This window comes from Micromonospora siamensis (assembly GCF_900090305.1).
GTDB classification, from domain to species: domain Bacteria; phylum Actinomycetota; class Actinomycetes; order Mycobacteriales; family Micromonosporaceae; genus Micromonospora; species Micromonospora siamensis.
The window spans coordinates 1,288,049-1,300,942 of record NZ_LT607751.1; the positions used below are offsets into that span (position 1 = coordinate 1,288,049).

Genomic DNA, 12,894 nt, shown 5'->3' on the forward strand with positions numbered 1-12,894 from the left:
CACATGGCACACCGCACGATCACCGTACTGCCCGGCGACGGCGTCGGCCCCGAGGTCACCGAGCAGGCCCTCGAGGTGCTGCTCACGGTCGCGGACCTGTACCGGCACGACTTCACCGTGCACCGCCGGCTGGCCGGGCTGGCCGCCATCGCCGAGGAGGGGGTGGCCATCTCCGACGAGACCTTCGACCTCTGCGCCGGCAGCGACGCCATCCTCTTCGGCGCCATCGGCAGCCTCCCGGCCGAGCAGCGGAAGAACGCCACGGTACGCCCCGAGCAGGCGCTGTTCCGGCTGCGCAAGGACTTCCAGTTCTTCGCCAACCTGCGCCCGATCCGGCCGTCGCGCAGCCTCTACCACGCCTCCCCGCTCAAGCCGGAGTACCTCGACGGCACCGACCTGATCTTCGTCCGGGAGCTGTCGGCCGGCCTCTACTACGGGCACCTGGACGCGGCGATCCCCGGCAAGCCCAGCGAGATCCGCCGCACCGAACGCGGCGAGGAGGCGGTCGACACGCTGCTCTACACCGAGCAGGAGATCGAGCGGGTGGTCCGGGCCGCCTTCGACATCGCCGCCGTCCGCCGCGGAAAGATCACCTCGGTCGACAAGGCGAACGTGCTCAGCTCGTCGATCCTCTGGCGGCGGATCGTCGACCGGATCGCCCCGGACTACCCGGGCGTCGAGTACGAGCACATCCTGGTCGACGCCGCCGCGATGTTCCTGCTGCGCGACCCGGCCCGGTTCGACGTCGTGGTGACCGAGAACCTGTTCGGCGACATCCTCACCGACGAGGCGGCGATGCTGACCGGCTCGATCGGCATGATCCCCTCGGCCAGCCTCGGCGTACGCCGTACCGAGGCCGGCGTCTTCGGCCTCTACGAGCCGATCCACGGCTCGGCGCCGGACATCGAGGGGCAGGACAAGGCCAACCCGATCGGGGCCGTCCTCTCCGCCGCGATGCTGCTGCGCCACTCCCTGGGCCTGCCCGACGAGGCCGCCGCGGTGGAGGCCGCCGTCGAGGAGGTGCTGGCCGACGGCTACCGCACGGTCGACATCTCAGAGGACGGGGCGAAGCTCGTCGGCACCCGCGAGCTGGGCAAGCGGATCGCCACCGCCGTACGCCGGCCATGAGGTCGGCCGTTCCCGGTCGTGCGCTCCCGATCCGCGATGGAGGTTCCTTCCCGATGGTGCTGCAGAGTGAGATGACGAGTCCGACCCGGCTGGCGGACCAGCGGCGGCTCGTCCGCGAGGTCCGCCGGGAGCTGGTGGCCCGGTACCGGGCCCGGCTGCAGACCACCAACGAGCCGCCGATCCGGCTGATGGCCTCCATCGTGCAGGCGCTGGAGCACGAGTGCGCGGAGCGTCGGCTGGACCCGGCCGCCGTCCGGCTGGAGATCGTCAACCGGACCATCGGCGACGTCAACGTCCGGCTGGTCACCGAGTGCGAGGGCGAGCCGGGCGGCCCCGGCGACTACCGGCGGCTCGCCGACGAGTTGGGGGTGGCGCTGCCGGGCGAGGAGCTGTCGGGGCACGTGGCGACGGGAGCGGTGTACCGCTGGCTGCGCGAGGAGATGCTGACGGCCGAGCGGGAGGTGATGCGGGCCGGGTTCGACGCCCGCAGCTACGACCTGGCCAGCATCGGCAACCCGGTGCTGCGGGGCTGGCTCGCCGACGACATGCGGCAGTGGGGCCTGCCGGTCACCGCGGCGAACGTCGCGCTCGGGCTGGGCGCCACCGACTGCATGGACAAGGTCCTGCGCGGCCTGGGCGCGCTCGCCCGGCTCGACGGCCGGCCGGTCGGCGCCGTGCTGATGTCCACGCCCGGCTTCAACGTGCTGGAGGGGCAGGCCGTCGCCAACGGGTACCGGGTGCACCGGGTGCCCACCGGCCCCGAGGACCGGTTCAACCTGACCGCCGCGCAGCTGGCCGCGGCGCTCGACGCCGACCCGGAGATCGGCGTGGTCTACCTGATGGTCACCAACAACCCGGCGACCTTCGCCTACCGGCCGGACGAGCTGCTCGACCTGCTGGACGTGCTGCGCCGGCACCGGCGGCAGGGCCGGGTGGTGCGCCTGATGGCCGACCTGGCGTACGTCGGCACCGGTGACCCCGCCGCCGACGACGCCCGGATGCGGGCGCTGGCCTCCGCCACCGACCTGGGCGACCAGCTCATCCTGATCAGCAGCCTGTCCAAGACGCACACCCTGACCGGTGAGCGCTTCGGCTGGGTGACCTTCGGCAGCGCCGCCTTCGCCGCCGGCATGGTGGGCAGCTGGATCAACAGCATCGCCTCGATGCCGGGCGAGTGGCAGCTGCGCTTCATGGCGTACCACCGGCTCTTCCGGGAGAACCCGCACCTGGTCGACAAGATCCGCCGGCTGTACGCGCTGCGCCGCTCGCAGCTACGGGCCCAGCTGCACCGGCTCGACGAGGAGTTCCGGCTCTTCGAGCACATCTATCTCGACGACGACGCCACGATCTACACCTGGAGCCGGCTGCTGGCGGGGGAGGACTGCTTCTCCGTACTCGAGAAGACCGGCATCGCGGGGATCCCCGGGTCGACGTTCGGCTACTCCGACGACTACGTCCGCTTCTCCGTCGGAATCCTGCCGGTCGCCTCCGACTGATCCCGCCCTTCCTCGAAAAGCCAAGCGAATCGCTTCACATCAGGAGGTTCCAATGACCACTGGAACGACGTCCAACGGTGCCGCGGCGACGCGGACGGGCGACAGCGACGTCCCGGTCGACTTCAACTGGAACAGCGAGCCGGACCCGCTCTCGCCGCTGCCGCGGACGCTGCCCGCCGAGCCGACCCCGGAGCAGGCCGCGAACGCGGAGGTGCTCTCCGAGTGCCTGCGCGACGGCCTCCAGGGCGTCAGCCGGTACCCGGACATCGACGCGATGCTGAAGTACGTCGAGCTGCTGGACGCCTTCGGCGTCAGGTCCGCCACCGTCGGCATCCACACCGGCGCCGGCACCCTCGACGCCACGATGAAGGAGCTGCTCGCCGGCATGGCCGAGCACTTCCCGAACATCGTCCCCTCGGTGCTCTCGGTCTGCACGCCCGCGTCGCTGAAGTGGACGGCCGAGTGCCGGGAGATCCACCCGAAGCTGGAGTCGGTGGTCTTCATGGGCAGCTCCCCGGTCCGCCGGATGGTGCAGGGCTGGGACATGGACTTCATCCTGCGCCGGATGGAGGCCACCATCTCCGAGACCGTCGCGCTGGGCATCCCGGTCATCGGCGGCACCGAGCACACCACCCAGACCGCCCCGGCGGACGTCCGCGCGATCACCCGGGTCCAGGTCGAGAACGGCGCCTACCGGGTGGCGGTCGCCGACACCATCGGGATCGCCCGGCCGGTCGGCGCGTACCGGCTGTGCAGCTTCATCCGGCAGCTCCTCGACGAGCTCGGCACCCCGGACATGAAGCTGGACTGGCACGGGCACCGCGACACCGGCAACGCCCTGGGCAACGCGATGATGGCGATCGCCGCCGGCGCCAACCGGATCCACGTCGTGTCCCGCGGCGTCGGTGAGCGGTCGGGCAACGCCTCCCTGGAGGAGGTGGTGCTCAACCTGGCCGCCATGCAGGCCGAGGGCGGCCACCCGGTGTCCTGGAACATGACCGAGCTGCTCGGCCTGATCTCGTTCTACCAGGAGATGGTCGACGTCCCGACCGCCGACCACGGCGTGCTCGGCAAGCGGTACAGCTACACCAGCTCCGGCATCCACACCGACGCCATCCTCAAGGCCAACGCCCTGGCCGACAACGCGCGCAAGGCCGGGGACTTCCCGCTGGAGCAGAAGCTGCGCGAGATGGCCCGGGTCGTCTACTCGGCCGTCGACCCGGCCGCCGTCGGTGGCACGTACTCGGTCGGGGTCAGCCAGTGGAGCGGCACCAGTTCGGTGAAGCTCGCCTGCCTGCAGAGCGGCCGGGACCCGGAGAAGCTCACCGCCGAGCGGGTCGACCAGATCCTCGCGTACGCCAAGAGCGAGGGCCGCGAGCTCGAGGGCGAGGAGCTGGAGGCCTGGTTTGCCCAGTCCTGAGTCGTACCCCGCGCAGGAATGCCCCTGCCGTCCCCCGATTGGAGAGGCGCCATGAGTCCACGCACCATGTTCGACAAGATCTGGGACGCGCACGTGGTCCGCGACGAGCCGGGCGAGGTTCCGGTGATCTACATCGACCGGCACCTCACCCACGAGGCGACGTCCCCGCAGGCCTTCGCCGGCCTGCGGGCCCGGGAGCTGCCGGTGCACCGCACCGACGCCACGATCGCCGTGCTCGACCACAACGTGCCCACCACGCCCGGCCGGCGGATGCTCGACGTGGTCGACGCCGCCAGCGTCACCTGCATCGAGACGATGGAGGACAACGCCCGCGACTTCGGCGTGACGCTGTTCGACATGAACGACGAGTACCAGGGCATCGTCCACGTCATCGGCCCCGAGCTGGGCATCTCGCTGCCCGGCATGACGGTGGTCTGCGGTGACTCGCACACCTCCACGCACGGCGCGCTGGGCATCTTCGCCATCGGCATCGGCACCAGCGAGGTGGAGCACGTGATGGCCACCCAGTGCCTGCTCCAGCAGAAGCCGAAGACGATGAACGTCCGGATCGAGGGGACCCTCGCGTCGGGCGTCACCGCCAAGGACGTCGCGCTGGCGGTGATCCGCAAGTTCGGCACCAACGTCGGCTCGCACCACGTCATCGAGTTCAGCGGCTCCGCCGTCCGGTCCCTGACCGTCGAGGGCCGGATGACGCTGTGCAACATGGCCATCGAGGCCGGGGCCCGCGCCGGCATGGTCGCCCCCGACGAGGTGACCATCGAGTACGTCAGGGGCCGCAGGTACGCCCCGCAGGGCGAGCTGTTCGAGCTGGCCGCGGCGCAGTGGCGGGAACTGGCCAGCGACCCGGGCGCGCACTTCGACGCGGTCCTGGACATCACCGTCGACGACCTCGTCCCGCAGATCACCTGGGGCACCGACCCGGGCATGGTGGCCGACATCAACGGGGTGGTGCCGGACCCGGCCGCCCAGAGCGACGAGGTCACCCGGGACGCCTACCAGCGGGCGCTGGACTACATGGGTCTCACCCCCGGCCAGAAGATCGAGGACATCGAGGTCCAGACCGTCTTCATCGGCTCCTGCACCAACTCCCGGGTGGAGGACCTGCGGGAGGCCGCCAAGGTCGCCGCGGGCCGGCAGGTCGCGTCGAACGTGCGGGCCATCGTCGTGCCGGGCTCGATGTCGGTGAGCCGGCAGGCGGAGGCGGAGGGGCTGGCCGACGTGTTCCGGACGGCCGGCTTCGAGTGGCGCGAGGCGGGTTGCAGCATGTGCATCGCCATGAACGGCGACCGGCTCGCCCCGGGTGAGCGGTGCGCCTCGACGAGCAACCGCAACTTCGAGGGCCGGCAGGGGCGCGGTGGGCGTACCCACCTGGTCAGCCCGGCGATGGCCGCCGGCGCCGCCATCGCGGGTCACTTCGTCGACGTCCGCAACCTCTAGGAAGGTGACCGCTCCCCATGGAGAAGTTCGTTACGCACACCGGCGTCGCCGCACCGCTGCCCCGGTCCAACGTCAACACCGATGACATCGTCCCGGCGCGGTTCCTGAAGACCATCCGGCGGACCGGTTTCGCCGACGCCCTCTTCGCCAACTGGCGCTACCTGGGCGACGGCAAGGGACCGAACCCGGAGTTCGAGCTGAACCAGCCGGCGTACGCCGACGCGACGATCCTGGTCGCCGGCCCGAACTTCGGCTGCGGCTCGTCCCGCGAGCACGCGCCCTGGTCGCTGCGCGAGTTCGGCTTCCGCTGCATCATCGCGCCCAGCTTCGCCGACATCTTCTACAACAACTGCTTCAACAGCAGCATCCTGCCGGTCGTCCTGGCGCCGCCCGTCGTGGACGACATCCTGGCCACCGTCAGCGCCCAGGCGCAGTGCCGGCTGCACGTCGACCTGCCGGCCCAGACGATCACCCTGCCGGACGGCCGGGCGTTCGGCTTCGAGGTGGACGCCTTCAAGAAGGAGGCCCTGCTCCAGGGCCTGGACAGCATCGACTGGACGCTGTCGCACCGCGCCGAGATCGAGGCGTACGAGCAGCGGCGCCGCCAGGAGGCGCCCTGGCTCTTCGCCGACGAGGGCGCGGACCGGCGCGGCGCCGCCGTACCCACCGCCTGACGCCGTACCGACGGTCAGCAACCCAGACGCACGAGACAGGAGCGATTTCGATGGACGACGCGAGCGTGAAGGTCCTCGTCAACGACGAGGAGCAGTACTCCCTGTGGCCGGACTTCCTGGCCGTCCCGGCGGGATGGAAGGAGACCGGGGTCTCCGGCAGCAAGGAGGAGTGCCTGACCTACGTCAAGGAGGTCTGGACCGACATGCGTCCGTTGAGTCTGCGCCGGCAGATGGAGGAGTCCGCCGCTCCGGGGGCCTAGGGCCGCCGGCGTGGAGGGGAAACCCTGAGGCGCCCGGCGGACGAAGGCCCGCCGGGCGCACGAGACAGGAGAGAGAAGACGTTGTTCCTGAAGGCTAGCCGCGCCATCATCGCCGGTCGCTGGCTGTCGGTCGTGTTCTGGATCATCCTTGCCGCGGTCCTCGTGCAGGTCGCTCCCAACCTGCAGGAGGAAGCGAACACCAGCCAGCAGGAATCCCGGTCCCGGTCGAGTCTCGAGGCGTTCAAGGCCAGTGAGCTGATCGCCGAGAAGTTCCCGGACGTGCAGGAGGTGATGAACAACCAGGTCACCGTGACGCTGTTCCGGGACAGCGGCCTGACCACCGCGGACCAGGAGTACGGAAGGGCGCTGGAGCAGTTCCTCACCACCCGGCGGGACGACATCCGGCTGGAGTCGACGGTCTCCCCGTTCTCGGATCCGCAGAACGGGCGGGGGCTGCTCAGCTCGGACGGGAAGGCGGCCCTGGTCGAGCTGAACCTCGACATGACGTACGCCACCGAGGACAACAACGAGTGGCTGAACCAGACCAAGGAGGTCATCCCGCGGATCCGGAACCACCTCTCCGCGGACGCGGCCGAGCGGGACGGCGCCCCGGCCGCCCCGGCGGGCCTGGACGTGCACCTCACCGGCGGCAACGCCATCTGGGGTGACGTGATCACCCTCCAGGAGGAGAGCCTCAACCGGACGCTGGTGATGACCCTGGTCTTCATCCTGGTCGTCCTGCTGGTCATCTACCGGTCACCGGTAGCCGCGATCTTCCCGCTGATCTCCGTGGTGCTCGCCCTGACCATCTCCCAGGGGGTGCTCGGCATCGCCGCCGACGCGGGGCTGCCGGTCTCGCCCAACGCGCTGGTCTTCCTGATCATCGTGCTCTTCGGGCTCGGCACCGACCACTCGCTGCTGATGTTCTCCCGCTTCCGGGACAACCTGCTCGACGGCCGGGACAAGCTGGACGCGCTGCGCAGCGCGGTCACCAACGGTGGTGAGGCGATCTTCTCCAGCGCCTGCGCGGTGATCGTGGCCTTCGGGGCGATGTTCTTCGCCACCGACGCCAACTTCAAGGGCATCGGCCCGCCGCTGGCCATCGCGGTGGCCATCGAGTTCCTGGTGATCATGACCTTGATCCCGGCCGCGATGGCGATCCTGGGGGAGAAGGTGTTCTGGCCGTTCCAGCCCGCGAAGGTGCGCGCGAAGCGGCTGCGGCGGGGCGCCGACGGCCGGGCCGCGAAGGCGGGGATCTGGGAGCGGATCGCCGCCGTGGTCACCAGCCGACCCAACCGGTTCATCGCGCTCACCCTGATCGCGCTGATCCCGTTCATCGGGCTGCTGGCCGGCTTCCGGTTCGACAACAACGAGCTGCGGGCGCTGCTGCCCACCTCGACCGACTCGTACCAGGGCCTCACCGTGCAACGGGAGCACTACGGCGAGGCGGCCGGTGCGGAGAACGCCGTGTCGATCATCATCGAGTCCGCGCAGCCCGGGTGGGACGACGCCAAGCTGGCCACCCTGCGGAAGGTGGGCGGCGACCTGGACGCGCTGCCCGGGGTGAGCACGGTGACCACGCCCGACCGGTCGACCGGCCCGGGCTTCTCCGCCGACGGGACCAGCGTCAGCCTCAGCGCCATGCTGGCCGACGACCCGTACTCGCAGCGGGCGATGGACACGGTCACCGAGATGCGGGACACCCTGCGGCAGTCACTGCGTGGCACGAACCTCGCGGGCTCGACCGCGTACGTCGGTGGCGTCACCGCGGAGGTGCGCGACAACCTGGCCACCCAGAAGCGGGACTTCCTGCTCATCGCCACCGTCGTGCTGATCGGCATCCTGCTCATCCTGGCGGTGCTGCTGCGCAGCCTGGTGGCCCCGCTCTACATGGCGGCGACGATCGTGGTGGCGTACGCGGCGACGATGGGCCTGACCGTGGCGACCTTCCAGTACGGCTTCGGCTACTCGGGGCTCTGGATCGACGCCCCGGTGGCCGCGTTCGTCATCCTGGTGGCGCTCGGCATCGACTACAGCATCTTCCTGATGACCCGGGTCAAGGAGGAGCACCAGAACGGCCGGCAACCGACCCGGGAGGCGGTCCGCAAGGCCCTCGCCAGCACCGGTTCGGTGATCACCTCGTGCGGGATCATCCTGGCCGGCACGTTCACGCCACTGCTCTTCTCCGGCATCAAGTCGTACGTCGAGATGGGCTTCGCCATCGTCGTCGGCCTGCTGCTGGACACCTTCGTGATCCGGACCCTGCTGGTGCCGGCCATCGCGGTGAAGGTCGGCGAGCGCAACTGGTGGCCGCGCCGGCCGCAGCCGGTCGCCGACGAGGTGACCGCCGAATCGGACGAAGTCGTCCCCGTCCCGTAGCTGATCTGGAGGAACTTCCCATGAACGATCTCGTGCAGCGGCTCTCCGCCGAGGACCGGCCCGTCGTGGTCGGCGGCCCGGACCCGTCCCTGGCGGAGCTGCACCGGCGGCTCACCGACATCGGGTACGTCTTCGTCAGGTTCCCGGACACCAAGGGCGGCACCGACCTGGGTATCCGGGTGGACGAGGCGGCCACCGACCTCGGCCGGGCCGACTTCGCCGCCGGCACCGGCACCGTGCACGTCGAGGGGACGCTGACCCTGGACTTCGTGCCGGTCCGCTGCGTCGCGGACATCGACCTGGCCTCGCTGAGCGGGACCGGCCGGCTGGTCGCGCGCGAGGAGGTGCCGGCGGGGTAGTGCCCCACCGGTCCCGCCCCGGTGCCGCCCGTCGATTCGGGCGGCACCGGGGCGGCTCCATGTCCGGGGCACGCGCCCGGCCCGCCCATGCCGGGTCCGCCCACGCCGGGCCGGGCACGCCGGGCCCGCCCATGCCGGGTCCGCCCACGCCGGGCCGGGCACGCCGGGCCCGCCCCGGGGTCGGACGCGGCGCGGTCAGGGGGTGGCGTCGCCGGCCCGGACGGGCAGCGGCTCGACGACGGCCTCCTCGGCCGGGATGCCGGCCTGTCGGACCTGCGGCTGCCGGGCGCCCCGCGGCCATTCTCGGTAGCTCCGGAACGCCATCGGCAGCCCTTGCGCGACCGAGAGGTCACGGCTGTCCATCACCTGGATGTGCACGTGCGGCTGGGTGGAGTTGCCGGAGTTGCCGCACTCGGCGATCGGCTGGCCGGTGGTCACCCGATCGCCGACCGCCACCCGCATCGAGCCGGCCCGCAGGTGGGCGAGGGCGACGAAGGCGCCGCCGTCGGCCATCTCGATGACGATGTGGTTGCCGGCGACGGCGCCGACGCCCTGCCGGAGCCGGCCGGCCTGGCCGAGCACGTACGGCACCAGGGCCAGCTGGGAGCGGCGTCCCTCGTGGTCGACCTCGCCGTCGTGGACGTCCACCACCACCCCGTCGGCCGGCGCCAGCAGCGGCTGGCCGAAGGCGATGAAGCGCTCGGGGGGTTCGGTGGCGAGGAAGGTCCGCCAGTCCCGGCGGTCGGCGGTCCGCCGCCGCTCGTCCACGCCGATGAAGTCGATGGCGTAGCGCTCGCCGAGCAGGTCGACACCGTGGCTGGGAACCCGTCGGGCCGGACTGTTCCGGGCCAGCCAACGGCCGGTGAAGGGCAGCGAGACGATGGTTTCCGGGGTGGTCGAACTCCGCGAGGGTTTCTCGGCCATCGATGCAGTATATGCGGGAACGAGGGGGTCGGCCCGGTTCGTGCAGGGCTCGTGGGGTTCCCCGCGCCGGGGTCAACCCCGCGGGGCGGTGACGTCCGAATAGATCATGAATACTTCTCCTGACCCTCCTCGGACGGAGTCCGGTGGTCGCCGGTACGCGATTTCCGTCAACACCGGCATGAGGCTTCGAAACGGACGCAATCCGCGAGTCCCGAGATGTTCGTCCATGTGCTGACGTCACTGGCTAAACCGGTCATGATCGATGGAGCGGGAACGCACCCGGCTTGCGCTGGACCTTTCCTGCATGGGAGCGATCCAGAGCGAATTTTTCTTGCATGGGATTTGGTCCCCTGTGGAGTCCTGTCGTACTCTGTCACGGGCAAGACACACTTCGTACTTCACGTGGCTGCGACTGGGGAGAGCTGATCGACGTGGAGCGATGCGACAACTCCTTCGACCAGCACCGACCCGGCTATAGCGTACTCGTATTCGCTGATAACGAGTTATCGCGACGTGGTCTGAGCGACATGTTAACTTCACTTCAGATAGTGAAGGAAGTAAATAGTTTCGAGATTCCGCACTCCGCAAGCGTCTACTGCGGACGGTCTTTCGACCTCTTGGTCATCGCCTCCGACGACCTCGCGTCCAAGGGGCTCAACCAGCTCGCCCAGGCGGCGCTCAGCGAGGACACCAAGGTCCTGCTCCTGATGGGGCGCAGCTCGGAGAACCTGGACGCCGTGACCCGGTTCCCGTGCAACGGTTACCTGATCCAGGACGACGTCACCGAGGAAGCCCTGGCGCAGGCGATCAACCGGATAGTCATCGGCGAGGTGCCGATGCCGGCCGTGCTGGCCAACCGGTTGCTGGAGCGGGCCCGGGGAGTCACGACGCAGGAGCGTCCACACTGCCCGAAGCTGACCCCGCGGGAGCGCGAGACGCTGGTCCTGCTCGCCGAGGGGCTCAGCAACAAGCAGATCGCCCGCCGCATGCTGATCAGCCAGCACGGGGTCAAGCGCCTGGTGGCGAACGTGCTGTCCAAGCTGAACTGCTCGAACCGTACGCTCGCCGCGGCGGTGGCCATCAAGCACGGCCTGCTCGAGGAGATCTGACCCCCGGCCGCCCGCTGCCGACACCGCGACCTGCCTGGCCTTCCGAGCGCCGCCGACCAGGGCGATCGTGTCGCCCCGACCGACGGCGCGCCCGGACCGGTTCGGCCGGATCGTCCGGGCCGGCGGGCCGGTGGGTCCCGCCCCGCCCGGACGGCGTCGCGAGGTTCCATCCGGTGCCGGGGTCGCCGCCGTCCCCGCTCCGAGGCATCGATCGTCGCGCGGTCGACCGGCCGGATCAACCGGACCAATCGGGGCGCTCCGATCGGGTCGCCCCATTCGGGTACGGGTCACCGCACGCCGCCGCCCGGTCGCACAGGCGACCGGGCGGGGTCGGATGGCCGGCCGACTCAGGCGTGCTCGTCGGTCAGGGTGCGGCGCATGCTGGCCAGCGCCCGGGTGAGCAGCCGGGAGACGTGCATCTGGGAGACGCCGATCCGCTCCGCGATCTGGGCCTGGGTCAGGTTGCCGTGGAACCGCAGGCTGACGATCTTCCGCTCGCGTTCCGGCAGGGCGGCGAGCGCCGGGCCGAGGGCGATCCGCGTCTCGGCCCGGGCGAGCTCGTGGTCGTCGGCGCCGATGGTGTCGCCGAGCTCCATGCTGCCGTCTACGCCGGTCGGGGTGGAGAGCGACGTCGCCCGGTACGCGCGGGCCCCCTCCAGTCCTTCCAGGATGGTCTCCTCGGTCAGGTCGAGGTAGGCCGCGATGTCGGCCACCGTCGGCGCCCGCCCCAGGGTGTGGGTCAGGGTGCCGTTCGCCTCGGTGATCGTCAGGCGCAGTTCCTGCAACCGGCGCGGCACCCGCACCGCCCAGGTGCGGTCCCGGAAGTACCGCTTGATCTCACCGATGACGGTGGGGATGGCGTACCCGGTGAAGTCGATGCCCCGGTCGGCGTCGAAGTGGTCGACGGCCTTGATCAGCCCGACCGCCGCGGTCTGGACCAGGTCGTCGTCGGCCGCGCCCCGCCCGGAGTAGCGGCGGGCCAGGTGGCGGGCCAGCGGCAGCCACGCCTCGATGGTGCGGTCCCGCAGGGCCGCGCGGTGCGGGGCGTCGGCCGGGGTGGCGGCCAGTTCGGCCAGCAGTTCGTCGGCGGGGCTGGGGGCGGTCCGTCGTGTGGGGCGGGCGTCGGTCGTCGGTGCATGGGTGGTGACCATGGGGATGGTCCTTCCCGATGGGCCCGTCGCTCAGTTCGACCGGAAGGATCTCCGAAACCGGCTCTCCACCGGAGCGCACGTGCGGGCGGGCGCGCTGTCGCAGGTCCACGACACGGGAGTGGTCACCGTGTCATGTCGTTGTTCTGACGACACCGACGCTACGCCGAAGGTCTACGAAAGCCAACCGAAAGTATGAACCAATGCAGGCCGAGGGGGCTTGATGGGTGATGGGTCACGCTCCGCGCGGCAGCGGACCGCGCTCACCGGCCGGTGCGGCCACCCGGGGTGGTGGAGTGGTCACCCATCGCGGCCGGGGCGGCCGGGTGCACCGCGAACGGGTCGCGAAGCCGCCGCATCCCCTCCGCGCTGCGGTCGAAGGCGATGCCGGGTCCGTCGGGTCCGTCGACGGTCGGCGTGGCGAGGAAGAGTGCCGGTCGGACGATGCCGGGTGCGGTCATGCGGAATCCTGTCTCTGGTTCTGGCGTACGCGGGACCGCGGGGCGGTCCCTGGCGTGCCGGGAGGTCGGCGCTTCGAT

Annotated in this window: 12 protein-coding genes; 9 read left to right on the plus strand and 3 right to left on the minus strand. The window is 70.6% G+C overall.

All coding sequences use genetic code 11. The features are described 5' to 3' along the window. The first annotated feature begins 3 nt into the window (after positions 1-3). From leuB to GA0074704_RS06015, 8 genes are all read left to right on the plus strand, one after another. Positions 4-1,128: a 3-isopropylmalate dehydrogenase gene (gene leuB / locus GA0074704_RS05980; protein WP_088969573.1), complete on the plus strand. Its 1,125-nt coding sequence runs from the start codon at positions 4-6 to the stop codon at positions 1,126-1,128. A 53-nt stretch (positions 1,129-1,181) separates the two neighbouring features. After that, the gene (locus GA0074704_RS05985; protein WP_157743606.1) at positions 1,182-2,624 is read left to right on the plus strand and encodes a pyridoxal phosphate-dependent aminotransferase; all 1,443 of its coding nucleotides are present in this window, start codon (positions 1,182-1,184) and stop codon (positions 2,622-2,624) included. Between the two features lie 52 nt (positions 2,625-2,676). Then, positions 2,677-4,044 (plus strand): hypothetical protein, encoded by a 1,368-nt coding sequence (locus tag GA0074704_RS05990; protein ID WP_088969575.1) that lies wholly within the window; start codon positions 2,677-2,679, stop codon positions 4,042-4,044. A 51-nt stretch (positions 4,045-4,095) separates the two neighbouring features. Beyond that, entirely contained in the window at positions 4,096-5,502 is a 1,407-nt protein-coding gene (leuC, locus tag GA0074704_RS05995; protein WP_088969576.1) for a 3-isopropylmalate dehydratase large subunit, read from the plus strand. 17 nt (positions 5,503-5,519) lie between these two features. Further along, entirely contained in the window at positions 5,520-6,176 is a 657-nt protein-coding gene (leuD, locus tag GA0074704_RS06000; RefSeq protein WP_088969577.1) for a 3-isopropylmalate dehydratase small subunit, read from the plus strand. A gap of 50 nt (positions 6,177-6,226) precedes the next feature. Continuing rightward, positions 6,227-6,436 (plus strand): MbtH family protein, encoded by a 210-nt coding sequence (locus GA0074704_RS06005; protein ID WP_088969578.1) that lies wholly within the window; start codon positions 6,227-6,229, stop codon positions 6,434-6,436. Positions 6,437-6,517: 81 nt separating this feature from the next. Beyond that, positions 6,518-8,815 (plus strand): MMPL family transporter, encoded by a 2,298-nt coding sequence (locus tag GA0074704_RS06010; protein WP_088969579.1) that lies wholly within the window; start codon positions 6,518-6,520, stop codon positions 8,813-8,815. A gap of 20 nt (positions 8,816-8,835) precedes the next feature. Continuing rightward, the gene (locus tag GA0074704_RS06015) at positions 8,836-9,174 is read left to right on the plus strand and encodes an MbtH domain protein (protein ID WP_088969580.1); all 339 of its coding nucleotides are present in this window, start codon (positions 8,836-8,838) and stop codon (positions 9,172-9,174) included. Between the two features lie 195 nt (positions 9,175-9,369). Here the strand turns inward: GA0074704_RS06015 and GA0074704_RS06020 are convergent, their stop codons facing one another. Next, a complete protein-coding gene (locus GA0074704_RS06020) occupies positions 9,370-10,098 on the minus strand; it encodes a M23 family metallopeptidase (RefSeq protein WP_088969581.1) in 729 nt (242 codons plus the stop codon). A gap of 617 nt (positions 10,099-10,715) precedes the next feature. Here GA0074704_RS06020 and GA0074704_RS28690 point away from each other — a divergent pair. Beyond that, on the plus strand, positions 10,716-11,207 hold the full coding sequence (locus GA0074704_RS28690; protein ID WP_157743607.1) for a response regulator transcription factor: 492 nt from the start codon (positions 10,716-10,718) through the stop codon (positions 11,205-11,207). Between the two features lie 347 nt (positions 11,208-11,554). Here GA0074704_RS28690 and GA0074704_RS06030 read toward each other — a convergent pair whose 3' ends face one another. Together GA0074704_RS06030 and GA0074704_RS06035 are read right to left on the minus strand one after the other, a co-directional pair. Further along, positions 11,555-12,358: a SigB/SigF/SigG family RNA polymerase sigma factor gene (locus tag GA0074704_RS06030; RefSeq protein WP_088969583.1), complete on the minus strand. Its 804-nt coding sequence runs from the start codon at positions 12,356-12,358 to the stop codon at positions 11,555-11,557. Between the two features lie 260 nt (positions 12,359-12,618). Beyond that, a complete protein-coding gene (locus GA0074704_RS06035) occupies positions 12,619-12,816 on the minus strand; it encodes a hypothetical protein (RefSeq protein ID WP_088969584.1) in 198 nt (65 codons plus the stop codon). Between the last annotated feature and the right edge of the window lie 78 nt (positions 12,817-12,894).